This window comes from Pseudocolwellia sp. AS88 (assembly GCF_030551755.1).
Taxonomy (GTDB): domain Bacteria; phylum Pseudomonadota; class Gammaproteobacteria; order Enterobacterales; family Alteromonadaceae; genus Pseudocolwellia.
In genome coordinates this window covers 23,676-49,604 of sequence record NZ_JAUPEC010000009.1, presented here as the reverse complement: position 1 = coordinate 49,604, position 25,929 = coordinate 23,676, and the positions used below count along the sequence as shown (strand labels likewise).

Annotated in this window: 23 protein-coding genes; 19 read left to right on the top strand and 4 right to left on the bottom strand. The window is 35.9% G+C overall.

Annotated features, from left to right (window positions below):
- Positions 1 to 64: 64 nt before the first annotated feature.
- The 6 genes from Q5N69_RS08385 (at position 65) to Q5N69_RS08360 (ending at position 8,130) form a co-directional block, all read left to right on the top strand.
- Positions 65 to 562: a (2Fe-2S)-binding protein gene (locus Q5N69_RS08385; RefSeq protein ID WP_304368427.1), complete on the top strand. Its 498-nt coding sequence runs from the start codon at positions 65 to 67 to the stop codon at positions 560 to 562.
- Positions 559 to 2,814: a molybdopterin cofactor-binding domain-containing protein gene (locus Q5N69_RS08380; protein WP_304368426.1), complete on the top strand. Its 2,256-nt coding sequence runs from the start codon at positions 559 to 561 to the stop codon at positions 2,812 to 2,814. Before Q5N69_RS08385 ends, Q5N69_RS08380 begins: the two co-directional genes overlap by 4 nt.
- Positions 2,815 to 3,062: 248 nt before the next feature.
- Positions 3,063 to 3,437, top strand: a complete 375-nt coding sequence (locus Q5N69_RS08375) for a hypothetical protein (protein WP_304368424.1) — start codon at positions 3,063 to 3,065, stop codon at positions 3,435 to 3,437.
- A gap of 284 nt (positions 3,438 to 3,721) precedes the next feature.
- Positions 3,722 to 4,645 carry a restriction endonuclease gene (locus tag Q5N69_RS08370; protein WP_304368423.1) on the top strand — a complete coding sequence of 308 codons (924 nt, stop codon included), beginning with the start codon at positions 3,722 to 3,724 and terminating at the stop codon, positions 4,643 to 4,645.
- Positions 4,646 to 4,723: 78 nt separating this feature from the next.
- Entirely contained in the window at positions 4,724 to 5,998 is a 1,275-nt protein-coding gene (locus Q5N69_RS08365) for an ImmA/IrrE family metallo-endopeptidase (RefSeq protein ID WP_304368422.1), read from the top strand.
- A gap of 422 nt (positions 5,999 to 6,420) precedes the next feature.
- Positions 6,421 to 8,130: a B12-binding domain-containing radical SAM protein gene (locus Q5N69_RS08360; RefSeq protein WP_304368421.1), complete on the top strand. Its 1,710-nt coding sequence runs from the start codon at positions 6,421 to 6,423 to the stop codon at positions 8,128 to 8,130.
- 145 nt (positions 8,131 to 8,275) lie between these two features.
- Here Q5N69_RS08360 and Q5N69_RS08355 read toward each other — a convergent pair whose 3' ends face one another.
- Both Q5N69_RS08355 and Q5N69_RS08350 read right to left on the bottom strand, forming a co-directional pair.
- Entirely contained in the window at positions 8,276 to 9,061 is a 786-nt protein-coding gene (locus Q5N69_RS08355; RefSeq protein WP_304368512.1) for a 2OG-Fe(II) oxygenase, read from the bottom strand.
- 76 nt (positions 9,062 to 9,137) lie between these two features.
- Positions 9,138 to 10,469: an aldehyde dehydrogenase gene (locus Q5N69_RS08350; protein ID WP_304368420.1), complete on the bottom strand. Its 1,332-nt coding sequence runs from the start codon at positions 10,467 to 10,469 to the stop codon at positions 9,138 to 9,140.
- A gap of 167 nt (positions 10,470 to 10,636) precedes the next feature.
- On the opposite strand from Q5N69_RS08350, the gene Q5N69_RS08345 reads away from it, so the two are divergent.
- The 4 genes from Q5N69_RS08345 (at position 10,637) to Q5N69_RS08330 (ending at position 12,731) form a co-directional block, all read left to right on the top strand.
- Positions 10,637 to 10,993 (top strand): helix-turn-helix domain-containing protein, encoded by a 357-nt coding sequence (locus Q5N69_RS08345; RefSeq protein ID WP_304368419.1) that lies wholly within the window; start codon positions 10,637 to 10,639, stop codon positions 10,991 to 10,993.
- A gap of 138 nt (positions 10,994 to 11,131) precedes the next feature.
- Positions 11,132 to 11,560 carry a hypothetical protein gene (locus Q5N69_RS08340; RefSeq protein WP_304368418.1) on the top strand — a complete coding sequence of 143 codons (429 nt, stop codon included), beginning with the start codon at positions 11,132 to 11,134 and terminating at the stop codon, positions 11,558 to 11,560.
- Positions 11,561 to 11,810: 250 nt separating this feature from the next.
- Positions 11,811 to 12,131 carry a hypothetical protein gene (locus Q5N69_RS08335; protein ID WP_304368417.1) on the top strand — a complete coding sequence of 107 codons (321 nt, stop codon included), beginning with the start codon at positions 11,811 to 11,813 and terminating at the stop codon, positions 12,129 to 12,131.
- Positions 12,132 to 12,158: 27 nt separating this feature from the next.
- The gene (locus tag Q5N69_RS08330) at positions 12,159 to 12,731 is read left to right on the top strand and encodes a hypothetical protein (protein ID WP_304368416.1); all 573 of its coding nucleotides are present in this window, start codon (positions 12,159 to 12,161) and stop codon (positions 12,729 to 12,731) included.
- Between the two features lie 122 nt (positions 12,732 to 12,853).
- Here the strand turns inward: Q5N69_RS08330 and Q5N69_RS08325 are convergent, their stop codons facing one another.
- Together Q5N69_RS08325 and Q5N69_RS08320 are read right to left on the bottom strand one after the other, a co-directional pair.
- The gene (locus tag Q5N69_RS08325; protein ID WP_304368415.1) at positions 12,854 to 13,924 is read right to left on the bottom strand and encodes a GTP-binding protein; all 1,071 of its coding nucleotides are present in this window, start codon (positions 13,922 to 13,924) and stop codon (positions 12,854 to 12,856) included.
- A gap of 75 nt (positions 13,925 to 13,999) precedes the next feature.
- Positions 14,000 to 14,401 (bottom strand): MerC domain-containing protein, encoded by a 402-nt coding sequence (locus Q5N69_RS08320; protein WP_304368414.1) that lies wholly within the window; start codon positions 14,399 to 14,401, stop codon positions 14,000 to 14,002.
- A 243-nt stretch (positions 14,402 to 14,644) separates the two neighbouring features.
- On the opposite strand from Q5N69_RS08320, the gene Q5N69_RS08315 reads away from it, so the two are divergent.
- From Q5N69_RS08315 to Q5N69_RS08275, 9 genes are all read left to right on the top strand, one after another.
- Positions 14,645 to 15,088: a hypothetical protein gene (locus Q5N69_RS08315; RefSeq protein ID WP_304368413.1), complete on the top strand. Its 444-nt coding sequence runs from the start codon at positions 14,645 to 14,647 to the stop codon at positions 15,086 to 15,088.
- Between the two features lie 228 nt (positions 15,089 to 15,316).
- The gene (gene secD / locus Q5N69_RS08310; RefSeq protein WP_304368412.1) at positions 15,317 to 17,149 is read left to right on the top strand and encodes a protein translocase subunit SecD; all 1,833 of its coding nucleotides are present in this window, start codon (positions 15,317 to 15,319) and stop codon (positions 17,147 to 17,149) included.
- Positions 17,146 to 18,066, top strand: coding sequence for a protein translocase subunit SecF (gene secF / locus Q5N69_RS08305; protein ID WP_304368411.1), 921 nt, complete (start codon positions 17,146 to 17,148; stop codon positions 18,064 to 18,066). The genes secD and secF overlap by 4 nt, the downstream gene beginning before the upstream one ends.
- Before the next feature lie 604 nt (positions 18,067 to 18,670).
- The gene (locus Q5N69_RS08300) at positions 18,671 to 21,706 is read left to right on the top strand and encodes a chondroitinase-B domain-containing protein (RefSeq protein WP_304368410.1); all 3,036 of its coding nucleotides are present in this window, start codon (positions 18,671 to 18,673) and stop codon (positions 21,704 to 21,706) included.
- A 308-nt stretch (positions 21,707 to 22,014) separates the two neighbouring features.
- Positions 22,015 to 22,371, top strand: a complete 357-nt coding sequence (locus Q5N69_RS08295; protein ID WP_304368409.1) for a hypothetical protein — start codon at positions 22,015 to 22,017, stop codon at positions 22,369 to 22,371.
- Positions 22,372 to 22,456: 85 nt separating this feature from the next.
- Complete coding sequence (locus tag Q5N69_RS08290; protein ID WP_304368408.1) at positions 22,457 to 23,500, top strand: patatin-like phospholipase family protein; 1,044 nt, start codon at positions 22,457 to 22,459, stop codon at positions 23,498 to 23,500.
- Positions 23,501 to 23,605: 105 nt separating this feature from the next.
- Positions 23,606 to 24,064 carry an N-acetyltransferase gene (locus Q5N69_RS08285; RefSeq protein ID WP_304368407.1) on the top strand — a complete coding sequence of 153 codons (459 nt, stop codon included), beginning with the start codon at positions 23,606 to 23,608 and terminating at the stop codon, positions 24,062 to 24,064.
- Between the two features lie 242 nt (positions 24,065 to 24,306).
- Positions 24,307 to 24,549: a nitrate/nitrite transporter NrtS gene (nrtS, locus tag Q5N69_RS08280; protein WP_304368406.1), complete on the top strand. Its 243-nt coding sequence runs from the start codon at positions 24,307 to 24,309 to the stop codon at positions 24,547 to 24,549.
- Between the two features lie 109 nt (positions 24,550 to 24,658).
- On the top strand, positions 24,659 to 25,858 hold the full coding sequence (locus Q5N69_RS08275; RefSeq protein WP_304368405.1) for a bifunctional alpha/beta hydrolase/OsmC family protein: 1,200 nt from the start codon (positions 24,659 to 24,661) through the stop codon (positions 25,856 to 25,858).
- Positions 25,859 to 25,929 lie beyond the last annotated feature (71 nt).

Here is a 25,929-nt window from a genome sequence, read left to right as displayed (position 1 = left end):
CAATCAATTAAGCAATGTAAGTAAGCGATTTAAAATCATTTACTTACTGCAATGGAGATAAAAAATGATTACGTTTACCGTTAACGGTGAAGTTCGTAAATTTTCGGGCGATCCAACGACTCCTGTACTTTGGTATTTACGAGATGAATTACAACTAACTGGTCCTAAATTTGGCTGTGGTATGGCGCAATGTGGCGCATGTACTGTGCATATTGACGGAGTTGCGCAGCGTTCTTGTGTATTGCCTCTTTCTGCCATTGCAGGTGGTAAAATAACCACTATTGAAGGTTTAAGTGAAAACGGTGAGCATCCAGTACAAAAGGCTTGGGTAGAACATAAAGTTCCTCAATGTGGTTTCTGTCAATGTGGTCAAATGATGCAAGCAGCTAGTTTACTAGCCACTAATCCTACGCCTAGCGATGACGAAATCGTACAAGGTATGTCAGGTAATATTTGTCGATGTGGTACTTATCCTCGTATTCATAAAGCGATCAAAGCTGCGTCTAAATCAATGGCGGGTGTTGCTTATTATGTTCCTGAAAAAGCAGGAGAAGAATCATGAGCAAATATTTTGATTTAAGCCGACGTAGCTTTTTAAAGTCTAGCGCAGCAGTAGGTGCTTTAGTTGTTGGTACCTATTTTACTGGTGCAGCTCCAAGAGCAATGGCAGGAGTACTTGCTAAACCATCAGCTACCTCTAAAGAAGCTAATTTATTTGTTGCTTTACGCCCAGATGGCGTTGTTGAAATTACCTGTCACCGTTCTGAAATGGGTCAACAAATTCGTACAGCGATAGCACAAATCGTAGCTGATGAAATGGAAGCGTCTTGGGACAAAGTCGTTGTTATCCAAGGTAAAGGTGATCCTAAATACGGTGACCAAAATACCGATGGTTCACGCAGTATTCGTTACAATATGCAGCGTTTACGTGAAATGGGCGCAAGTGTTCGTCATCTTATGCGACAAGCGGCTGCAACGCGCTGGGGTGTATCTATAGATTCATGTTCAGCTGTGCAGCACATTGTTACTCATACATCAGGTAAAACCCTAACTTATGCTGATTTAGTAAACGATGCGTTAAACATCACACCACCAGAAACAGACAAAGTCGCGCTTAAAAAACGTAGTGAGTGGCGTTACATTAATACCGCTATGGAACATATCGATTTAAAAGATATCGTAACAGGCAAAGCAACTTTTGCGGCTGATGTTCTAGAGCCTAAAGCGCTTATTGCAATGATTGTTCGTTCTCCAGTTGTTGGTGGCAAAGTTAAAAGTTTTGACGCAAAAGCCGCTAAATCAATAGAAGGTGTGGTAGACGTAGTAGAAATTCCAGCACCGAAAGGCGCACCTATGTTTCAACCTAAAGGTGGTATTGCCATTATTGCCAATAATACTTGGGCTGCAATGAAAGGCCGCAAAGCCTTAACAGTAACATGGGATGATGGTAAAAATGCCGACTACAATTCAGAAGCATTTAAGAAAAGCTTACTGGCTAAAGTCGCTACATCGCAAAAATCAATCCGCTCGATAGGTGATGCAGAAACTGTTCTAGCTAAAGCTAGCGATAAACTTGTAGCAGATTACTATGCGCCGCATTTAGCTCAAGCTCCAATGGAGCCACCTTGTGCTACCGCAATGTATTACAAAGACCGTGTAGACGTATGGGCTGCAACACAAAACCCACAAGCTGATATGGCAACTGTTGCTGCAATGGTTGGCATGCCACAAGAACAAATTAATGTTCACGTAACTATGTTAGGTGGTGGATTTGGACGTAAGTCTAAGCCTGATTTCTCAGCAGAAGCGGCTTACCTTTCAATGAAAACAGGTAAAGCGATCCGTGTTCAATGGACTCGTGAAGACGACATCCAACACGGTTTCTACCATGCGGTATCAGCTCAACACATTGAAGCATCATTAGATAAAAATGGTGCTATCGATGCGTATTTACACCGCACAGCGTTTTCACCTATTACCTCTACCTTTCAAGAAGGTGCAACCGTTGCGGGTAGCTTCGAGTTACGTTTAGGTTTTACCGATAATCCTATTAACACACCTAACATGAAGTTAGAAAACGGTGAAGCACCTGCAAAAGCTAGAATTGGTTGGATGAGATCTGTATCTAATATTTTCCATGCCTTTGCTATTCAGTCATTTATTGCTGAAGCTGCACACAAAGCGGGTCGTGATCAAAAAGACTACTTGCTAGACACCATAGGTCCTGATCGCATCTTAGACGTAACAGAAGAAAATGCTGATTACGATAACTACGGTGGCGATAAAACAGTTTACCCATTAGACACCAGCAGACTACGTCATGTTATTGAAAAAGTAGCTGAAATGAGTAAGTGGGGAAGAAAACTTCCTAAAGGTCGCGGTATGGGTATTGCTGCACACAGAAGCTTTTTAACTTACGTTGCAACAGTAGTTGAAGTAGAAGTTTCAGAAGAGGGCGATCTTAAAATCATTAAATCATGGGCAAGTATTGATGCTGGAACAGTAGTAAATACAGATACCGTGAAAAATCAGGTTCAAGGTGGTTCTATTTACGGAATTACTGCTGCAATCAGTGAAGGTATTACTTTCGACAATGGTCGTGTACAACAGAGTAACTTCCACGATTACCGAGTTCCACGCATGAATGATTCTCCGCTAGAAATAGAGGTAGAAATTGTTCCTAGTGAAGCGCCACCAGCAGGTGTTGGTGAGCCAGCAACTCCGGTTTACGCTCCAGCACTTTGTAATGCTATTTTTGCCGCATGTGGTAAACGCATTAGACAGTTACCGATTGGTAATCAACTAAAAGCTTAAACATCAAAAATACAACCGCTTACAAAGCTTAATATAAAGCACGTAAGCGGTTTTTTTATGTCCTGAATTTGGTGGTAGATTTAGTTATAGATTTCTTTATAAGTTCAGGTATAGGGTTATTTAGAGGTTTAGCTATAAGTTAAAATAATTCATTGATAATACAGTGATTTCTGCCTATTCATATACCTTACAATCATGTAAATTACTTATAAAACATCAGTAAACATATAACCAGGTGGATAATATCAATGAAAAAACTAGCCTTACAGCACGGACTTGATTGGCTAATCGCTACGTTTGCAGCCATCGCAATATTGGCAGTATTACAAACCTTTATTATCGGAAAACACTTTATTATTCCAACCATCATACTGATCATCGCTGTATTTTTAGGAAACTTAGCATGGTACGGATTCAAGCAAGCAAAATGGGCGCAATACCTAAACTTTTGGTGCGGTTTTATTCTTACCAATCATTGTTTTTACGCTTTGTTTTGGGCAAAGAAATATCGCGAGATACTCGGGAGTGCATTTGAACCAGTTGCAGTTGTAGTTACCTTATTGTTGTTTACGCTTACGTGGTTTTACGCAAGTAAAAACCAGTTATTCAGGTGTAATAAATAACAGGGCCGTTTTACCAAAGTTTAAAACTTAGAAACGCTAAATTGTTAGCGTTTTTTTATGTCTATATTTTTATGTTTAAGCTTTGATGATATAGATAGAGCGAATTTGCTTACAACCTTTGTATTTCAGCGCTAACCCCATGTTAGGATGATATTTATTCTGTTAATCCTAGTGTCGATAATCTAATAAGTTTTTATATCTGCTTGTAATTACTGCGTAAATAAACGATTCTTTGAAATAAGTTTTTAATACTTGGCTATTGTGTTCCCTAATTAGAGTTATATATGTCAATTTTAGATTTTAAAGAAATACCGATGGCACATAAAGGTGGTGGTGAACAAGATAAGTTCGAACTTTTTTCGAGGGATTTCTTCCAAAATATAGGTTATAGAATTAGTTCAGCACCTGGTAGAGGAGCTGATGGCGGAAAAGACCTGATATTGACCGAAGTTAGAAAAGGAATAGCGAGTAACACGGAAGTAAGGTGGCTTGTTAGTTGTAAACATAAAGCTCACTCTGGATCGTCAGTATCCAAAACAGACGAACCAGAAATATCTGATTCATTAAAGGCACATAATTGTACTGGTTTTATTGGGTTTTATTCTACACTACCTTCATCAGGGCTAGTTGATAAAGTAGAAGGTATGGCAGAGATCGAACATCAGTTTTTTGATTCCTCTAAAATTGAACAAGCGCTTCTTACTAATTCTAAATGCTTGGAGCTTGCAAAACGTTATTTCCCTAAATCATTTAAAAACTGGACTGATGAAAATCCAAAACCGGCAGTTATATTTTCTGATCATGAACCTTTTAGGTGCCATCACTGTGATACTATTTTGGATTATAATAGTTGGGGGAAATATGAAGAAACAGAAAATGGTCTAGTAAAAAAAATAAGAAATCAGTATGTTTGTTGTGGTGGTGATTGCGATCGAATATTAGCAAAGCGCTATTATACAGATGGTTACTCTGATGCTTGGACCGATTTAAAAGATTACTTTACACCTACTATTTATATTAAAGCTGTTATGAGCTTTTGTAACGAATTGAATGACGAAAAAATCATATACAGTCAAGAAGCATTCGAACAAAAAAAGTCTCTTTTGATAAGGGCATACCCATATATTTGTCGTAATCTAACGCAAAAAGAATCTGCTCAAGTAATGGACTTAGGAATGGTTCCTCAATTTCTAGGTGGTTTAGGTTAACGTGAATCACAGTCACTTTAAAGTGAATGAAATTGACTGTTCTCACTTCCAAATAGATGCTTTTAATTGGTGGATTTAATGAATACAGTTGAAAAAGGGGATAAATTAGAGCAAATAATACATGATGTTTTTTCTGAAGATATAGCTAATGGAAGCTTCTGGGCTAATAAGGACTGCTGTAAGATTTTCATAAAAAAAGGTTATTACTCTAAAGATAGAGAAAAGGATATAATCTTCGATATATCTATCGAAATATATTTACCAGGTCAAGAAAATTACTCTGTATTAGTACTCATTGAATGTAAGAATTACAATCATAAAGTTCCTGTCGATGATGTTGAAGAGTTTTATGCTAAAACACAGCAAATATCTGGTGCTAATATCAAAGCTATTGTTGCTTCAACAAACTCATTTCAAGACGGCACCTTTAAATTTTCTAAATCAAAAGGGATAGGTTTATTACGCTACTTCAGTAAAGAAAAACGTGAATGGGTCTTGACTCGTTCGCCTTCAGTTATTAACGGAAGAAGTAAAAGTAAAACTGAAAAATCAACAGTATCCATAGGGTTGACTCAGCAAGAACACATAAGCACTGGCTTTGACTTTTATTGTTATACTGGTAACTGTTATTCAAACTATACTCGAATTTTTTTTTCTGATTTGATTTTATCAGACTTAGATAATAGTGAAAAAAAAGCTTGGGATGCCGTAAGGCAAACTATTCCTAATAATTATCCATCTGTAAACTTTCTTGATATTAGCGTGATTGAATCTAAGTGCTCTAAACTCCTTCATGCCATCAAATATTTAAACGGACCTGTATCATTTGATAAGATTAAAACCTTTCTCCTAAATACGTATAGGTTCAAACTTAATTTAAATACCGATCTGGGGATTGGAGTGTTAGGAAATATAAACTTTAAAAGTTCAGTAATAAATATTGATAATTCACAATGTGAAACGGAAGCAAGAGTTAGATTTACTATAGCACATGAGTTAGGGCATTTTTTCCTTGAACATTCACAGTTTATGGTTGAAGAAAGTTGCTATGATTCTCATTTAGTAAGTGAAGAGCGTAAGGATTTATCTATACCAGATATAATGCGTATGGAATGGCAAGCGAACCAGTTTGCTTCATGCTTGTTATTACCTAAAAAAACTTTTATTAAAGCATTTGAAGCTGAGGCTAAGCGGAGAGGGATTATTAACAAAGGGTTTGGACCATTATTTGTGGATGGACAAAAATGTAATGTAACTTCGATGATTTTTATTACATCACATTTGATGAAAAAGTTTATGGTTTCAAAAACTGTCGTTATTATTCGTATGAAACAGTTAGGCATAATGCAATAGTTAATCCTAAACTGGTGATAATTGTATAACTTGCAAAATATTATCTAATTTATCATATCAGTAGAATGCCTTGAGAACATTAGTCTTGATATGTGAAAAACTAACAGCAGTTAGGAGCTTAAAGTAGATTGATCTTTTGATAGTTTTTCAAAAGCGATGCTTGCTTTAGCTCCCTAGATGACAAAAAATGATATTTATTATAGTTTGTAATCTGTGTTCCTAGCTACTTAAATTTAATTCCATTTTGAATAGCTAACTAATTATGAAAATGTATTTTAGGTCAAAATCTTCATTTAATAATACAAATAACAAATCATTAACTATCTTCAAATAAGATTACTGAATAACTTCCACATTCCCCGTATAATCCCCGAATCATCTTTAAAAGATCAACAGACCCAATCAAGGTATTCAAATTCAGTATGACTGAGCAAAATAAACATCCCGAAATAGCGGTTACACAGATTCATTCAACTGAAGAGAATACTACAGATCCATCTAGCACAACTTCGTCAGATTTAAACACGTCAAAATTTACTGAAGTTGCTACACAGCTTTCTTCTACGAGTGAAGATAACAACAGTAGTTTTGATGTAATTAAGTATGCCGAAAATGATGGTGCGCCTAAGATTGTACTTGCGACCCTTAACGCTCGGTATTTTCATACCAGCTTTGGTTTACGTTATTTGTACGCTAATTTAAAAGAGTTGCAGAGTAGTTGCGAGATTAAAGAGTTTATTATTCAAACGCGCGCTATTGATATTGTTGAACAAATTCTTGAGTCGAAACCTAGTATTGTTGGCTTTGGTGTTTATATTTGGAATATTGTTGAAACTACTGATGTTGTTAGTTTGTTAAAAGTTATCGCACCTGAAATTAAGGTGGTGTTAGGTGGCCCTGAAGTGAGTTATGAAACTGAAGAGCAGTTAATTGTTAAGTATGCTGATTATGTTTTAACGGGTCCTGCGGATATTAGTTTTTATGAATTGTGTAAAGACATTATCAACAAAACGCCGCCTGAGAAAAAAGTATTAAAGTCTAAACCTGTAGGGCTAGAAGAAATTGCTTTGCCTTATGAGTATTACACCGATGAAGATTTAACCAATCGTTTGCTTTATGTTGAAGCGTCGCGTGGTTGTCCGTTTAAGTGTGAGTTTTGTTTATCGTCTTTAGATAAAACCTCTACGCCATTTGAGCTAGAGCTATTTTTAGAGCAAATGGAAATTTTGTATGAGCGGGGCGCTCGTAACTTTAAGTTTATAGATAGAACTTTTAATTTAAACATTAAAACCACGATGCAAATTATGCAGTTTTTCTTAGATCGAATGACTGAGGATCTTTATCTGCATTTTGAAGTAGTGCCTGATCATCTTCCGAGAAAACTCAAAGAGTTGTTAGCGCAGTTTCCTGAGGGTAGTTTGCAATTTGAGATTGGAATTCAAACCTTTAACGTTGAAGTGCAAAAGAATATTAGTCGTAAGCAAAACAATGCTAAGTCGAAAGAGAACTTACTTTGGTTAAGAGATCATACTTCTGCGCATATTCATGCCGATTTGATTTTTGGTTTACCTGGCGAAACCTTTGATACGTTTAAAGATAGCTTTAACCAGCTTTATCATTGTCGACCTCACGAAATTCAAATGGGTATTTTAAAACGCTTGAAAGGTAGCCCAATTATCAGGCATACCGAAGCGTTCGATTTACGTTTTAATCCGTTACCACCGTTTAATATTTTAAGTACTGATCGCGTTAGTTTTCCTACGATGCAACGTATTAATCGCTTTGCTCGCTATTGGGATATGATAGGTAATTCAGGACGTTTTAAATATTCGTTACCACATATATTGTCGGACGAACCCTTTGATGATTTTATGGCGATTACTGAATGGATTTTTAACAAAACAGGGCAGATACATAAGATTAACTTGAAGAAGTTGTTTGAGTTGATTTCGCAATCGGTTGAAGCTTTATATCCTGAAAAGCATGAGTTAGTGATTGAAAAAATAGAGCAAGATTATGAGGCGGCTAAGTTAAAAAGTTTGTTCAGTAGTCTTAACCTTTATGCCGTTGAAAAACCTGAGTTGGTTGTTAAAAACAAATCACTACAACGCCAACAACGACACATGAGCTAACGGTTTTTGAATGAGTACAACAACTTTAGCGAGTCGTTATTTTGTTTATATGGTTAAAGCATTTGAAGTTGAAATCTTATAGCTAACATTATGATACGTAAGCAGTTGTAGATTACGATCTACAACTGCTTTTCAAGTAAAGTATTTATAACTCAAACAAAACATCACTGCGGATTATATATTTAACACCATCAGTAATGGGTACCGAGCTATGGATACAATGTAGAGGATGCATGCCGTGCGGAAAGCATAAAACGCCGCCAACAGGTGTTCTAATATCTACATTTTTAACATTGTCATTTCTTCGCGCTGGTTGAGTTGGATCATCAGCATTAACTAAGAAACGTGTTTCTCCACCTTCGAAGTCATCCGTTAAGTAAATTAAAAACGACATTTGGCTGAAACGATCAGGATAAGCGTTAGCAATTAAATCATCATTAATTATACGACTACCTGACCATGCGCCATCTGAATGTGGTTTAAAATAGTCTTCAGCTTTATAACGATAAAAACGAAAACGTGCATTAAGTCCTAATGCTTTACTGCCACCAAAAATAGCCTGTCTGTCATCCATTAGGTGCGCAATTCGGTCCCAAATAATACCATCTGTTTGTTCATCAACTATCCAGGTTAAACTATCGTTATGACGCACACTACGTGGAAGTGAAACTGCGGCATCAGGTAGAAAACCTAATTTTTCGCTAATATTAATTAGCTGTTCACATTCTTGTTTAGTTAATACATTCAATAACTGAAAAGCACCAGGTACTTGTGTTAATTCATGTCGCTCAATATTGCTTACATCAACGTTTGCTTCTAAGTTTGCTGGGTTTTCATTACGATTACCCCAAGCAGGTAAAGCAGGATGTTCAGCTCCTGGCTCTAAAGCCGCAACAAAAAAATCATTTGTTGTATCTGTAGTTTGGTTCATATCTTTCTCTATATTTGACCTAGAAGTCATTAAAATAACTTCTAGTTTTTATGATGATTACATTCGTTATTAAGGCTTATTTCTGGATAACTCTTACTTGGGCAAACTGACGATGGCCATCAGCAGTGCCATGAAAACCAAAGCCACTTTGTTTTGCGCCAACCCAAGGTCCTAGTCCACCAGCACCTTTATTTACCGCAACCATGCCAGCTTCCATTTGTTCAGCCACATCATTTGCTCCAGCGCCACCAAATACCACAGCTGCTAAGCCGTATGAACTTGCGTTAGCTCGTTCAACCGCTTCAGATACATGACTAAATCTGCTAATAGCGACTACTGGTCCAAAAGTTTCATGTTTCTCTAGTGTCATATCAGGTGTGATACCTGTTACAACTGTTGGTTGTATATAAGGTAAATCGTAATGAGGTTGCCCAAGTAAAAACTTTGCACCTTTAGCATAAGCATCTTCTAATTGAGACAATACATTCGCATGCTGTTTTGGGTTAACTATGGGGCCGATATTCACTTTAGGCTGATCCCATGGTCCGGCTTGATAGCGATTGGCTAACGCTACGACTTTCTGTTCGAACTCATCAGCAATACGTTCATCTACATAAACTCGTTCAGTTGATGTACACATTTGTCCTGTATTTTCAAAAGAGCTAGCTACAGCAAACTGAACAGCTCTATCTATATCTGCACTTGCCATAACGATCAGTGGATCGTTTCCACCCAATTCCATAACTAAGCGCTTAAGACCTGAAGCGGCACTTGCCATAATCTGTTTACCAGCGGCTTGCGAACCAGTAAAAGCCACCATATTAATATCTGCATTAACTAAGGCTTTACCTGTTTCAGCATCACCATGGGCTATTTGTAATACATTTTCAGGAAGTACTGTATTTAATGTGTTAACAAAAAGGTCAGCAACTAAAGGAGTTTCTTCTGAAGGTTTTAACACAACGGTGTTACCAGCAATAAGTGCAGGTAATAACAAGTTGTTTGCCATGGCAAGAGGGTAATTCCACGGAGAAATAACAGCAACTACGCCCAAAGGACGATATTGAATTTCACCACTGCGTCCTATTACTTCAGTTTGTAATGCTTGCACTATTTCTTGGGCAAAATAAGCCGTGTTTTGAATAGTTCCACCCACTTCATAACTTGCTCTGCGGTAGTCTTTACCCATTTCTTTGCTGATTAATAAAGTTAGGTCATCTTCTACTGCAGCAAGAGCATCGTAGGCTTTAACTATTTTTTGTTGGCGTTCATCAAGTGATAATGCAGACCAAGATTTTTGTGCATTCTTAGCGCGTAAAACAACCGTTGGTATATCAGTTGATTCGGTAACGGAAACTTCACCAACGGGGTTTCTATCAATTGGATTATAAGAGGTGAGTGTTGACATAATATGGTTTCCTAAAATGGCATTAATTTGTGTGAGCAATAAATTAGTCCGTTTGGTACTACATGCTCACAAAGTGTAAATTGGTTATATAGCGGTATTATGCTAGAGTGGTTAATTAAAGCAACCAGTATACTTTTAGTTACCACTAGTGTAAAAGTACAAAAAACATGAAAACCACAACAAAAACAGAAGGTAATGTGAAAAAAATAAATTCAGAAAGCTGTGAGCAACCATGCCTTATTGAACGTGGTATGCGAGTTTTAGGTGGAAAATGGAAAGCATCTATTTTGTGGCACCTAAAGGATGGACCTGTTCGTTTTAACGAATTATCGCGTATGTTAGGTGGTGCGAGTAAGAAGATGGTAGATCAGCGATTAAAGGAATTAGAAGCACAAGGCCTGGTTACTCGCGAAGTGATTAGCGATCGTCCTATTGCTGTTGCTTATGACATTACAGACTTTGGACGCTCCGCATTAGATATTTTAGAAAGACTTAAAGATTGGACTGAAGACAACAACATTTAGGGTGTGATTAATACGTGCTCATCTATTTGTTTCATCGTTAACATTAAAGCATTTAGTATTTTTAATAGCTGCCGATAATATGATAGACAGCTTCTACTTATAAAATCGACGAGTGCTTAAGAAAAGGATATCTATCAAATGAAATTTTATACCGAAAATATGCAGGTCAATATTCCTTTATCTCTCTCTAAAGAGCCTGTTTCTGTGTCTAAATTGAATGAGCTTAGCCAAAGTGCATCTGTTGAAATTAATCAATCAGCAAATTCTCAAACAGATCAAGTCAATATCTCTGAAGAAGGACGTCAAAAAAGCATTGATGATGAAAACCAAGCCGCTATGAGAAAAATGGCAGGCAATGAAGATGTTAATAGTGCCCAAGCTGACGGTGAACAAACATTAGATGAAAAAATCGCAGAATTACGGGAAGAAATAACTAAATTAACCGCAGACATAACTCAAGAACGTACAAACGGTAATGATGAAAAAGCTAAAACCATGGAAGCAGAACTTGTTATGTTAAATGCTCAACTACTACAACTGATTGAACAACAAATGGAAGGTGCGTAAGGCTAGTAATAGTTTTTAAAGTTAACGGTATAGTTATACTGTTTATATACATCCGCTACATTTAACTCTTCTCTATACCAAAATCCGGATAAGTTCCTGCTTTCAAAATCCAACCATTTATAACGAACTTTTAAGTAATTGATTTACTGAAAACAATCACGTAATCTCGATGTTAATTCTAAATTAAAGGGTATTGATGGCTTTTGTTGAAAGGCTAATTATATCCTTGTATTAAACCCTTAGGCATACGATGAATTCTGATGAGCTGATTTCAATTCTAAGTAAACACACTCTTAAAGAAGAGATAATTGAATCTGACTCTATTGTTATTGATTTAGACCTAAATGGTGACGACTTAGATGAATTATATTTCGATCTTATCGATAATTATGGAATTGATTTAAAAGATATAGGTAACATTGAAAGCTATTTTCATTCAGAAGGGGAACTGCTTGACCTGCTTTACCCATATAAGTGGATGATGAATAAAATTGGTTTACGTAAAGAGCCCGCGAGACGAATATTGCAACCATTGCTTGTTTCCGACTTAATTAAGTTTGTGAACTCTTAAAGGCGGAATGCTTAATAAGGATATATAGTGAAAATCATCAAGGATCTAATCATTGGTCTTCCAATAGGTATATTTTTAAGTGTTTTGTTATTAGAAGTTTTTACATCAGACGAGTATAAGGTTTATCATAAAGTGATGAGTGATTGCGACTTTAACGCTTCATCAATAACACCCGTAAATCTTGTATATGAATACTGGGGTATTCGTAATGTTCAAGTAAAAAGTATTGAAAATAAAAATGAACTCATAGAAGGTTTATTTTCAATTTTTCTTTATGAAGATGGTGGTTGTAATGCTAGCGCAATAAGAGAGCTAGAGTTAATTGCTACGCAGGGCTACAAATTTAATGAATATAAAGACCATAGAGGGTTAACATGGATTTTAAAGGAGACATTTATAAGTAATCCTTTAACAGTTGAGTGGTTAATTAATAATGGTGGTTTTGTTAATTCAAAAGTTGAAAATGAATCCAGTCCATATTTTGGACAAGATATATTTGAACTAGCTGTAAGCTTAGATAAATTTAAATCTACGGATAGAACTAAAAAAATATTATTTTTGCTCGAAAATAAGAAAGCATTTTGTGAACTATGCCTCTAACAAGGCAAATTATTAGCACTAAATAAAGCTTACCTCTTGCTCGTTCTTTACTATTTTAGTCTTTGAATGAGGTGCTATTGCTTCGTGATCAACTTATCAGTTATTAACAAGTAAAGTATATTCTATTCACACACATAATTGAGCAATGTCTCTTCCCAAGCCTCATCGATCTTAGGACAAATAATTTCTATACGACTTTCGATACATTCAGTTAATTTCACTTCGTTATTAGCGGTAGTGCCTTCTTTACCCGTCATGTTATAAGCAAAGTTACCTTCATTAGTGATGAAAATGGCTTTTAACCGAGTAACATCCAAACTGGCGATAAAGTTATTTAACTTAGCTCGGTTAAATGTTTTATCTGCAGCAAAGCGCCAGCCGATGCTTTGAAATCCTTCTCCTTTATTGATTGCTTTGATAACACCTGATTCAGGAAAAGGCTTTTCATTTAAAGATGTATTATTTGTAGTTTTTTTATTTAAAAGTAACGAAGATTTAAATTTATGGGGCTGTACTTTTGCTTGTTTAATTAAAGAGCTAGCTTGAGCCTTAACTTGAGGCATGTATTGAGTTTTACCTGCCAGCAAATTAATAGGTAGCTGGCCATGCTCTATAAAAACGATATCTTCAGGCTTTCTTGTTTGATCATTTCCATAATTCATTAATGCCTGTTTATCTTCAGTGCTATAAAGATCTGTTTTGCTACCGACAATGGTATCGGCAATCAGTAGTTGCTGATTAAAAATAACATGTTCGGTGTAGCGTTTGTCAGCTAAGTTTCTCGCATCTATTAAGGTGATGGTTTTCTCTAGGCTTAGTACGTCTTTATAGTATTGGTTTGAAAGTACTTTTAAAACTTCGATTGGATGGCCTAAACCTGTTGGTTCGATTAATAAACGGTGAGGTTTAGCTTCTTTTAGAAGTTTATTTAATGCTATTGGCATGGTTATGCCAGACGAACAACACATGCAGCCGCCTGATACTTCTTGTATAAATACGTTTTTGCTATCTAGAGCTTGTGCTTCAAGTAAGCTTCCGTCTACTCCTATTTCACCAAACTCATTAACGAGTATGGCCCAACGTTCATTGGCTGGTTTTTGTTTTAACAAATGTAAAATTGCAGATGTTTTACCTGCACCTAAAAAGCCAGTAACTATGTTTGTAGGAATGGAAGAGAGTTTTAAATTATTCATCTGATCAGTTTAACAGTAAGAGATATGACATCGTTATTTGTTTTTCTTATATATGTTACTGATCAGGTATTAGGATTAATGATGGCATTCGCAATCATCTTTATGCTGACACAATTTAAAGTTTTTAAAGTGAGAGAAAGCAATGATTATTGCGCCTATCACGGTAAGCATTTTTTCGCCTGTTTCACCAACTATATTTCCACCTAGTGCAAAGGCTAATAATAGACAGCTAAGTCCTAGAGCACCGATCAAAAATACTGATGTGTTAGCGTGTTTTTTACAGCCTAGAGCTAAAGCATAAATGCTACTTGGAATAACGGTAATTATCATCCAAAAGTGCATACTCTCAGATTCTAATCCTAAGGTAATAAAGCTGGGCATTAAAACCGCTAGTATCGGAAATACTAGACAGTGTGCAACACATAAGCTTGATACGAAGATTGCAAATTTATCAACTGTTTGAGACTTTAAGTTCATGGATTTAACCTGTATTTATTTTTCTTATGCCTGTTGAGACAAGTAATAAGAATTTGTTTGTGATCTAATGCTTTATGTAAGATCAAGATATTTAACAAGTGTTATAATATAACATAAGTGATTGTGATAATATAACAATATATTCTTTGTTACTTAATTTATAAATTTAATTGATTAAATATCTTGTGTAGAAAAAAAAGCGGAATATAATACCGCCAATCTTAGAATGGGTTGAATTTTTACATGTGGCGTAAATTAACAATTTTATTGTTTTTATTAGTTCTGGCTAAAACAGCTAGTGCTTTGCCGATCTCTAAGATTAACAGTGACGATTACTCTGTTGCACACAACACGTCACAAATAGCACTTCAAACAAATGTAGATGGCGATTTTGATTTCGACTCTAGTATCGATACAGATGAACCTGAAGTTTTATATAACTTGCCAAGAACAAGCAGGCTTAACGCTTCGTTATTTTCTGTTGAAGTTCAAAACAGTCCTGAATATTTACTTATTGTTGAGTTTTTCAAAATTAAACTTAACGCAGGTGTATTCAAGCATTTAGCGAATCCTCCTGTAATAACGCCATGGTTTGAGCAATTAAGCCATAGCAGTAATTCATCTCGACTTTCTGGTTGGAAAGACGGCAACTCTTTGTATTCTTCTAGAACTACTTACCACAGCTAATTCATAAAATTTCGTTTATGAAAGTACACCTGTATTTTCTGAACGACAAAATCAAAAAAGATAATTTTCCATGCTGATGTTAATCATCAGTGATTTACCGTATTTGCGATCTATAAATTTGGTTTTAGCCAGGTTTAATTCAATTGATTTAGCTAAGTACGGTGCTATTTGATTTATATCTGTTTCATTTCTTTATTAAGAATTTATGGAATAGGTGTTAGAGATTTTATGATGAATTCACGTAATAAAAAGCACGTTAAACAGACAAAATGGCAGAACATTGTCATTATCTTCGTATTGTTGTTTATGATAGTTAGCGCCTTACCTAACTTATATTCAGACAAGTTAACGGTTAATTTAGTTAACAATAACAGCCAAGCTGAACAAGTATCTGCACAAGAAATTAATACTTTGTTAGTTAAGAACAACCTCGCCATTGATGAGATAAGAACATCAGCATCAACAACGTCTATCACGCTATCGAACGAAGCGGATCAAAAAGCCATTGAAAAGCTTTTAAGCGCTGAACTTAGCGATAGTTTTTCTATTGAAAGCGTGACAGAAAACACTGCGCCTACTTGGTTAAAAATGTTACACGGACAACCCATTAAACTAGGTTTAGATTTAAGTGGTGGTGTGTTGTTTGTACTTGATGTAGATACAGAACGCGCATTATTCGATAAGTTAAAAGGTGTGGCTTTAGACGTTAAAACGTTAGCAATTGATAGCCGCATTCGTTTAAGCAAAGTAGCTCAGCCAGACAACCATTCAATTGTCATTAACTTCTCTTCTGCAAAGCAGTTAAGTGAAGGCACATTATTGTCTGAAATTAAGAAAATGTACCCTGAGTTGAACCAAAAGAAAGTTGATGATAATCAGGTTGTTCTAACTTATTCAGAGCAAGAACAAGTGCTGTTTCGTCAAGAAACAATGAACCAAACTCTGAAAACTATGCGTGGCAGAATAGAAGAGTTAGGCATTACAGAAGCGGTAACTCAGAAGCAGGGTAAAAATAGAATTCGCATTGAATTACCGGGTGTACATGATCCTGAAGAAGCGAAAAGAATTATTGGTGCAACAGCTTCGTTAGACTTCTACCAACTGGCTGAAAACTCAAAAGCAGCTGGTATTATTCAAATGACAGATAAAAATGGTCAACGTCTTCGTATGAACAGCCAAGTGGTTTTTTCTGGTAGCCATATTAAAAATGCTCGTTCAGGTGTTGGTGAAATGGGAATGCCACTAGTTAACTTAACCTTAGATGATGTAGGCGGTAAGCAAATGTCTAACTTTTCTAAGAAGAATATTGGCAAGCCAATGGTGACTGTGTTTTCTGAGTTTTACCGTGATGCAAACGACCAGATGGTGAAGAAGAGCAAGGTAATTAACGTTGCTACGATTCAACAACATCTAGGTTCGCAATTCAGCATTACTAATATGTCGAGCCCACAAGAAGCGCAAGAGTTAGCATTATTACTACGTGCAGGCTCTTTAACTGCTCCTGTAACGATTGTTGAGCAACGCAGTATTGAAGCGACTTTAGGTGCAGACAACATAGACAACGGTATTAAAGCCTTAAGTATAGGCATAGGTATTACTTTAATCTTTATGTTTGTTTGGTATCGCAGTTTAGGTTTGATCGCTAACGTGGCTTTAGCTTTAAATTTGGTGAGCTTACTTGGCTTAATGTCTTTATTACCAGGCACGGTATTAACACTTCCTGGTATTGCTGGCTTGGTGTTAACGGTAGGCATGGCAGTTGATACTAACGTACTTATTTTTGAAAGGATAAAAGAGGAATTGAAACGCGGTCGTAAAGTACTTTCAGCGATTGAATATGGCTATAACAATGCTTTTTCAACGATTTTAGATGCAAACATTACCACAATGATCACAGGCATTATTTTATATGCTATTGGTTATGGCGCGGTAAAAGGTTTCGCCATTATTTTATGTTTAGGTATTTTAACAAGCATGTTTACTGGCGTATTCGTATCAAAAGCATTAACTAACTTTTCTATTCGTGAAAACAAGTCTCAGTTACTTGGAGTAAAACTATGAACAACTTCCTTTTAAATCAAACAGAAACCTTAAGTAAATTTCGGGTTATCAGCTTATATTTTGCCACAGCGTTAGTTATTTTTTCTCTAGCAGGCGTATTTAGTAAAGGTTTGAATTTAGGTTTAGACTTTACCGGTGGTTATTTAACAGAATTTACCACTCAAGAGTCTGTGAATAAAGCAGACATGGAAACCTTATTAACTGACTATCTACCCGATACATTTGGCTTAGCTTCAGCCGACAATGGTACCCATTGGAGCGTACAGCAAGCAGATAACGACATTAGTTTAAAAGGTAAAACTTGGTTAACTGACTTTTCACAACAAAGTGGCTTAAACATTACCCCGCAAGATTCTATCTACATTGGTAGCCAAGTAGGTGATGAGTTAATTGATCAAGGTGGATTAGCTTTGATAACCGCTGTAATAGTTATATTGCTTTATCTGTCGTTCAGATTTGAATGGCGTTTAGCTGCTGGGTCGGTTATTGCTCTGTGTCATGATGTGATCGTAGTTCTAGGATTATTCGCTTGGCTTGGTATTGAGTTTGATTTAACTATTGTGGCTAGTTTACTGGCGATTATTGGTTATTCGTTGAATGACTCGATTATTGTTGGCGATAAAATTCGTGAAATTATGAAACGTAATTCAGGTGCAAGTATCGAAAACATTGTTAACTTAGCGATTAAGTCGACTATTGTAAGAACATTGATTACATCAGGTACAACCCTTGCGACTATTATGGCGATATGGATATTTGCAGGTGAGTCGTTATCTGGTTTTGCAATTTCATTGTTTACTGGGATTTTGATTGGTACTTTTTCATCAATTACCATTTCAGCAACTGTACCTCAATTAATCGGATTGTCTGCTGATTATTACAATAAAAAAGACGAAGAGGTTTGTGCCTTACCTTAGTAACTTAAGTTTATTATTAGACAAATCTAATGAATTAAAGGTGTTAAATTAGCACAACACCTTTTAACAAATGACTGAGCTTTTATCATTTCATTGCTCAGTCATTTATCTTTTTTGGTATTGGTGCTAATAAGTTTTTTAACCAGTTTTGGTAAGTCTTATTGGTCATATCTATTTTTAGGCTAAAATCATTCCTTCTGTAACTTTTATGTACTCATCCTCGTGTTTTTTTATAGTTTTACCTGCTATTTATCTCGTTATATTTTAATTTATATGCTGCTATTACCAAATCGAAAGATTTACACTTTTTTGATTGGTATTTCTGTTTTTATTTATTATCTAACTGTTTTATATTTATTTTATCGAATCCTTCTTGTCCGTAATAAAGTAACGCGTTTCTTTTTGTTTAAGCGTCAGCCTAAGTACATAGGCAAATAATTTTTTTGTTTTCATTGTGTATACGATTTTACCAATAGTGATATATTGGTAAATCGTGTTTGATCTTTTTTGTAAAAATGCTAAGTTTTAAATGTTCGTTTTATCAACAAAAACAAAGTAATTGGTTAACCAATCGATAAATTTTCATCATAAATGGATAACAATAATGAAAACAAATAAGCAAACATTAACTAAAAAATTAGCATTGGGGATATTAGTTTGGTCGTTAAGTGCCTGTGGTGGCGGTGGAGATGACGCAGTTGACTCTGTTGTAGATCCAGTAGTAGACCCAGTCGTTCCACCTGAGGTTATTAATGTAGCTGCTGTTATTTCAGGTGGTATGTCCGGAACAGCAACTGAAGATGTAATGACTAATACAGCAGGTACATTAACCGTAGTCGATCCCGATTCTGGTGAAGCTGCCTTCAATATTCAAACTGATACATTAGGTGATTACGGCAGTTTTTCAATAGATGCTGCAGGTGCATGGACTTATTCATTAGATCATAGCAATACTGATCTTCAGGCGTTAACAGCGGTTGATACGGTAATAGATGCTTTTACTGTAACGACTATAGATTCAACCACGGCAACCATCACCATTACTATTACAGGAGCAGACGAAGCTGTTGTGATAGTTCCTCCACCAAGCAATAGTGCTAACGGTTTTTCTCAAGAGCAAGGTGGTAACTCTATTGATGGTTATACCGATGCCGTACCTGTGGTTAGTTGTGATACGACTTACGATTCAATTAGTGCTTTAACAAGTGCAGCATCAAACTCATTAGCTGCAGGTACAACTTTATGTTTAGCTGATGGTAATTACGATGATGATTTTGAGTTAGATTTTGGCGGTGTAGGTACCGCTGAAGCTAAAATTACCATTGCTGCTGAAAATCCCGGTCAAGCTATTATCTCAAATAGCCAAGTAGATATTGTAATGAGCGGTGAGCATGTTGTTCTTCAAGGTTTTGTATTTAGAGATGGCAGTGTCGATTTTAATTTAATAAAAACGTTTGGTAACAGCGTGCCATGTAATTTCTGTCGTATTACCGAAAATACCTTTGTAGATATGGATGACGGTGTTAACGATACTGACGACTCGAAAAAATGGTTTGAAATTTATGGTGCTCATACACGTTTCGATCACAACTGGGTTTCAGGCAAAACATCTCGTGGTGCTTTGTTAGTAGTTGACCGTTATTCAGATGGATGGAGTACAAGTATAGAAGCAGACTTTGAAGTAGATTACGCACAAATCGATTATAACTACTTTGGTGATAGACCGCCGATTGAAGGTAAAGCTTACGCTGGCAGTTCAGATAATGAATATGAAGGGATCCGCATTGGTGTAAGTACTTCACATTCAGGTGATTCATTTACTGTCGTTGAGAATAATTACTTCGAACGAATTCAAGGTGAAGCTGAAGTTATTTCAAACAAGGCATCAAACAATACTATTCGAAATAATACAGTGCGCGAAAGCTATGGCTCAATCGTAACTCGCCATGGTAATACAGCAACGATCAGTAATAACTTTGTATTAGGTGACGACCACCCATTTTCTGGCGGCATTCGTATTGTTGACGACAGCCACACGGTTACAAACAACTATATTCAAGGCGCTCGATATTTAGCGTCTAATTGGAATGGCGGTGTTGTACTTACAACAGGAGATGGTTCTGGTGACAGTGAAAATGGCTACCAAGATGTGTCTAATGTTTTAGTGGCGAACAATACTATTGTAGACAGTGTAAATAGTTTAAATGTGTACGGTGGCAATGAAAATACAGCTCCAGACAGTGTTTATTTTATCAATAACATTATTGCAGATGCAGTTGGCGCCATTATTCGCAATGCTAACGAAATGCCAACAAACTCTATTTATGCAGGGAACTATGTAGATGGTTTAGTGTTATCTGACGATGATGAAGATGCAACAATATCTGGTTTCAACATGGTTGATGCTATGTTAGCTGCAGATAGCGATGGTATTTTTAGACCTAGCGCTTCAAGTCCATCATTAACTGCAGAAAGTAATGTGGCTATTGGCAGTTTCACTTTACCAACCATTGATATGGATGGACAAACTCGTTCTGACACTACCACATCAGGCGCTGATGAAGTGTTAACAACTGATGTTACTTTAGCTTTACTAAGCTCAGCAGATGTTGGACCTAAAACGTATACAGCAACACCAGGTGAAGTTCATGTTGCTGTAGTGCCTTTAGCAAACCATGACTTTGATTCAGGCGACTTTACTGGTTGGACTAATAATGGTGGTGTTATAGAAACTGATCCTGAAGAGGTGTTTTCTCGTGGTGCTAGTTTAAAATTAGACACTAATGCTGGGGAAGTTAGCCAAACAGTATCACTTACCGCTAACACTAATTACACTTTATCTGCTTTTGTTAAAGGTACAGCAAAACTATCTGCACTGGTTGGTGGTGTAACTTACTATAGCGACCAAGATTCAAGCAGTTATAAGTTTACTTCAGTAACATTTAACTCAGGTAGTGCTACAACTGCAGTTATAAGCGGCTCAGTCGATGATTTTGTACTTAACGAAGCTGTTTCAGACTCTGATTTAGTTGAATTTAAAGCGGGTGATGGAGAATGGCAAACCATTGAAGGAACTAATGAAGGTGATGTAGCAGGATCAAGTAACTCAGCTTCAGGCGCTGATGGTTCAGCTAAGTTAGGTTACAACAGAGCAACTCACGAAAATACCTCGCCGGTATTATTTCAAGAAGTTGATGTTGATATAAATACTAACTACGATTTTGAATTTGCTATGCTAGTTAAAAATGGTTCAAGTTCTTCAGTTACAGTACGCATAGAAGGGGACTCAAGCATTATTCTAAACGATACGGTAGTAACAACCGCTGACTTAGTTGATACAGATTTAGATGATAGTTTTGAGCTGTTTTCGCTAAGTGGTTTGAATTCAGGTTCAAATGATTCAGCGACTATTTACATCACATACAATGCGCACACTATTATCGGAGATACTACGGTAGATTCAGATGGTAAGCTTTCAAGTGATGTTCAAAAAGCCAATGAGCTGCGTATTGATAATGTTTCGTTAACTTCGCAAGGCGCTCCTGCTGAAGGTACGGAAGCATACTTTGATAGTTTCCGTTTAGTTTCACATGCTGAAGCACCAGATGGTTATTCAAGTAATGATCAAATTTTGGAATAGATAATCTTTAGGCGAAACTTATCTGAATGGGCCTAGATAAATAGATCGTTAAATAGTACAGAGGAACCTACGGGTTCCTTTTTTATTTGTGTTAAAACCGTTTTGTAATTTTATATCTCAAATACATACCTTGTTATTTAAATGGCTTCCAAATAAAAAACTCAGTTAGCATAATAGATAATGAAATCTGTAACTTAATCACTTATATTGTCTGGCATTCATTGTTGCTTTCTTTTGATAGATAAAAGATTAACAGCAATATTAGAGACAATATTTTAACGTTTTAAAGTACTTTATAAGGAAATAATATGTCATTTCTTCAAAATGCCTTCAGAGATTTAAGGATTGCGAATTCTGAGATAGAAGGTGATCAAACTAAAATCCGAGCACATCAAAATGAAAGTCACCTTGATGTGTTATCTGAAAAGATTGATCAACTTTATGTAATGAATTTAGCCGCTTTAGAGCTATTGGGTGATTTAGGCGTTACTCAAACAGAAATCATGAACAAAATAGAGGAGATTGACCTAAGAGATGGTAAAGCTGATGGCAAACTCGCATTACCAACAGAATGCTCAGATTGTGGACATAGAATAGCTAAACGTCGTACCCATTGTTTTTACTGTGGTTCTAAAGTGAATCAAATAGGTTTTAAAAAGGTTTAGTTTCATATTTGTATAACAATTGCTTGAATTATAAAAAGCTCAAGTGCACCAAAAATACTATTACTCAAACGAGAACATGATTTAAATGTTAGAAATATATGCAGGTAAAACAGCTTTAAAAACCATAAAAGAACAAGGCTTCAAGCAAGAGTTGTTTACTTCATTTTTAGGTGCGTCTGGTGGGCCTAAATGGTTTGTATTGTACTGTTTGGATAGATATTTATTTGGTGAGTTTTTTAAAGACAGAACTCAAACTTTAAACTTGATAGGTTCGAGTGCTGGTAGCTTTAGAAGTTCTTGTTTTGCACAAAACGATCCTTTAGCTGCTATTGAGCGTTTAGCTACATCTTATTCAGAAACAACTTATTCGGCTAATGCTGATGCTGCTGAAATAACCGGAAAAGCACGAGAACTTTTAAATGGTGTTTTTGGCAGTACAGGTGGACAAGAAATTATTGATAATCCTGTCTTTAAAGCACATTTTATTGTCGCTAAATCTAAGGGCTTAACGGCAAGCGAAAACAAAATTATTCAAGGTGCTGGATTACTTAGTAGTTACTTGTTAAATCGCATTGATAGACGATTATTAAAGTCTCAATACGAACGTTTTATTTATCAACCGGCCAATAGCTCATTAAATATCAACGATAGTTATGGATTTAAAACCACTAAAATAGCGTTTACGCCTGAAAATATAAAAGATGCGTTACTCGCTTCTGGTTCTATACCTATGGTGATGGAAGGGATTAGAAACATCCAAAATTCGCCAAAAGGCATGTATCGAGATGGTGGAATTATTGATTACCATTTTGATTTTAACGTAAAAAATGAAGGGTTAATTTTATATCCACATTTTAGTTCCAATCCCAAAGCAGGGTGGTTTGATAAAAACTTAACACGAAAAGTATCGCCTGAAAATTATGATAAGATTGTGATGATTTGCCCATCGCAAGAGTTTGTGAATTCTTTACCGTACAATAAAATTCCCGACCGAACAGACTTCACTAAAATGGATTCAGATACCCGTATTCATTATTGGAAAAGTGTTTTAGCTGACACTGAAAAGCTAGCTGATGTTTTTTCATCTTTTGTTGATAACCAAGCAGTAAACGATATTAAGCGTTTTTAGTTACATATTTTTTATTCTATAAGCGCATAACATACGTTATAAATTAATAGTGTTATTGTTATTTTTAATTTTCTATTAGTTTCGGAAGCCTAATCAATTATCTATATGAAGTTAATCACACCGACAAACGAACATTTACTCGAAATGACCCACTGGTTTGCCGATCAAGCAGAGCTTCTTGATTGGTCTGGCACGGTACTAGATTATCCGCTAAGCCTTTCAAGCTTTGCTGCAGAGCTGAATATTACGCTTTTTAGTTCTTTTATTCTTGTTGGTGAAAGTGATGAGGTTCTCTCTTTTGGTCAATATTATTTAAGAAACCATAAGTGTCATTTAGCTCGTTTAATTGTTAACCCAAAGCATAGAGGTAAAGGGTTAGTAGCAAAACTTATCGAGTTACTTTCAATAGAAGGTTGTAGCGAACTTAATGTTAAAGAAACGTCGTTGTTTGTTCTAGAACATAATAAAAGTGCTATTAAAGCTTACAAAAAGTACGGCTTTACATTAGCTACCTACCCAGAAGAATTACAAGACGATCATTGTTTATATATGATAAAAAGCTAATATTTAGCTTCTTTTTCGAGGTTTAATGGTTTTTCAGCTTTTTTAACTTATGCCTGAAAGTATTCATGACAAACACGTGTCTAATATCCAAAGATTTTAACTATAGTTAATTAGAAAGAGTTAATCAGAAAGTTTTAATTCAAAAGCGATAAAAAAAATACCATGTAATATTTAACTTCGTGGCTTTATCATTCTTTTGTATAACATTTGTAAAAGCTAGGCATTCATAGGAATAACAATATATGTCAGATCCATCAACTAAGTTTATTACTTTAGCGCTATCTAACAAGGTGGTTTTTTCTGCACTAAAAGTATCGATTATTGTAGGAACATTGCTTGCTATGATTAACCACGGATCAACACTGCTAGAGATGAATTTATCGGGTGAAAAAATCACTCAAATTTTGCTAACTTATTTGGTGCCATACTGTGTTTCAACTTATTCATCAGTTAAAGCTATTCAAGGTCATCAAAAGCAAAACTAACTTAACTATAGTTAAAAAAACAATTAACTTAAAACGAATAAAACTGATTAATTACATAAGATTAACTCGGTTTTCATAAGAACAATACATAATTACTTGGAGAGAGTTTATGCGTGAGAAGATACAATTTACCAGCGGTGTTAATCAATTAAGTGGCTTGTTAGAAACGCCTGAGTCAGATATCAAATTTTATGCTTTATTTGCTCACTGTTTTACCTGTGGTAAAGATGTTGCTGCTGCTTCTCGCATAAGTAGAGCGTTAACCGCTAAAGGTATTGCGGTTTTACGTTTTGATTTTACAGGATTAGGTAATAGTGATGGTGATTTTGCTAATACAAACTTCTCTTCTAATATCCAAGATTTAGTCGCTGCTGCTGATTTTCTTCGTAAAGAATACAGCGCGCCAAAATTATTGATTGGCCATAGTTTAGGTGGAGCTGCTGTATTGGGTGTTGCACGCAAAGTAGAAGAGTCTGTCGCTGTTGTAACTATTGGTGCACCATCAGACGCAGCTCATGTTGCACATAATTTTGAAGCCCACATCGAAGATATTGAAGCGAATGGTGAAGCTGAAGTAAATCTTGCTGGAAGAAGCTTTAAAATACAAAAACAATTTTTAGACGATATTAAGAGTTACGGTAATAGTCATATTAGTAAACTTAAAAAAGCGTTATTAGTGATGCATTCGCCAATTGACGCTACGGTTAAAATTTCTGAAGCTGAAAAAATTTACCAATCAGCGCTACATCCTAAAAGTTTTGTTAGCTTAGATGATGCAGATCATTTACTTACTAACAAAAAAGACTCTGAATATGCTGCTGATGTTATTGCCGCTTGGGCAAGTCGTTATGTGCCAACTGATGTAGAAACGTATAAAGCGAATGTTGCACAAGGTCACGTTCTAGTAGAAGAGAAAAATCATAAATTTGCTCAGCATGTAAGCACAGCTAGCCATTACTGGTTAGCAGACGAACCTGTACGTGTTGGTGGCAATAATACCGGTCCAGATCCTTACGAACATGTTTTAGCTGGCTTAGGTGCTTGTACTGCTATGACTTTAAGAATGTATGCTGAACGTAAACAGCTTCCAATAAAACATATTAAAGTTGATTTGACTCATACTCGTGATTATCAAGATGATTGCGAAAACTGTGAACAGTTAAATGGTATGGAAGCTATCGTGAGAAATATTAGTTATACCGGTGAATTAGATGGGCAACAGCAACAACGGTTTTTAGAAATTGCTGATAAATGTCCTGTTCATAAAACTTTGCATAATAATGTGAGTGTTGTAAGTAAATTAGTGTAATCTTTAAATAGCTAATACGAACTTTGCTTCGTTAATTTTAATCAAGCCTCTTATGAGGCTTGTTTTATTTC

Coding starts and splice junctions, on each gene's coding strand:
- Q5N69_RS08385 (WP_304368427.1), top strand. CDS start 65: ATGATTACGTTTACCGTTAACGGTGAAGTTCGTAAATTTTCGGGCGAT.
- Q5N69_RS08380 (WP_304368426.1), top strand. CDS start 559: ATGAGCAAATATTTTGATTTAAGCCGACGTAGCTTTTTAAAGTCTAGC.
- Q5N69_RS08375 (WP_304368424.1), top strand. CDS start 3,063: ATGAAAAAACTAGCCTTACAGCACGGACTTGATTGGCTAATCGCTACG.
- Q5N69_RS08370 (WP_304368423.1), top strand. CDS start 3,722: ATGTCAATTTTAGATTTTAAAGAAATACCGATGGCACATAAAGGTGGT.
- Q5N69_RS08365 (WP_304368422.1), top strand. CDS start 4,724: ATGAATACAGTTGAAAAAGGGGATAAATTAGAGCAAATAATACATGAT.
- Q5N69_RS08360 (WP_304368421.1), top strand. CDS start 6,421: ATGACTGAGCAAAATAAACATCCCGAAATAGCGGTTACACAGATTCAT.
- Q5N69_RS08355 (WP_304368512.1), bottom strand. CDS start 9,061: ATGAACCAAACTACAGATACAACAAATGATTTTTTTGTTGCGGCTTTA.
- Q5N69_RS08350 (WP_304368420.1), bottom strand. CDS start 10,469: ATGTCAACACTCACCTCTTATAATCCAATTGATAGAAACCCCGTTGGT.
- Q5N69_RS08345 (WP_304368419.1), top strand. CDS start 10,637: ATGAAAACCACAACAAAAACAGAAGGTAATGTGAAAAAAATAAATTCA.
- Q5N69_RS08340 (WP_304368418.1), top strand. CDS start 11,132: ATGAAATTTTATACCGAAAATATGCAGGTCAATATTCCTTTATCTCTC.
- Q5N69_RS08335 (WP_304368417.1), top strand. CDS start 11,811: ATGAATTCTGATGAGCTGATTTCAATTCTAAGTAAACACACTCTTAAA.
- Q5N69_RS08325 (WP_304368415.1), bottom strand. CDS start 13,924: ATGAATAATTTAAAACTCTCTTCCATTCCTACAAACATAGTTACTGGC.
- Q5N69_RS08320 (WP_304368414.1), bottom strand. CDS start 14,401: ATGAACTTAAAGTCTCAAACAGTTGATAAATTTGCAATCTTCGTATCA.
- Q5N69_RS08315 (WP_304368413.1), top strand. CDS start 14,645: ATGTGGCGTAAATTAACAATTTTATTGTTTTTATTAGTTCTGGCTAAA.
- secD (WP_304368412.1), top strand. CDS start 15,317: ATGATGAATTCACGTAATAAAAAGCACGTTAAACAGACAAAATGGCAG.
- secF (WP_304368411.1), top strand. CDS start 17,146: ATGAACAACTTCCTTTTAAATCAAACAGAAACCTTAAGTAAATTTCGG.
- Q5N69_RS08300 (WP_304368410.1), top strand. CDS start 18,671: ATGAAAACAAATAAGCAAACATTAACTAAAAAATTAGCATTGGGGATA.
- Q5N69_RS08295 (WP_304368409.1), top strand. CDS start 22,015: ATGTCATTTCTTCAAAATGCCTTCAGAGATTTAAGGATTGCGAATTCT.
- Q5N69_RS08290 (WP_304368408.1), top strand. CDS start 22,457: ATGTTAGAAATATATGCAGGTAAAACAGCTTTAAAAACCATAAAAGAA.
- Q5N69_RS08285 (WP_304368407.1), top strand. CDS start 23,606: ATGAAGTTAATCACACCGACAAACGAACATTTACTCGAAATGACCCAC.
- nrtS (WP_304368406.1), top strand. CDS start 24,307: ATGTCAGATCCATCAACTAAGTTTATTACTTTAGCGCTATCTAACAAG.
- Q5N69_RS08275 (WP_304368405.1), top strand. CDS start 24,659: ATGCGTGAGAAGATACAATTTACCAGCGGTGTTAATCAATTAAGTGGC.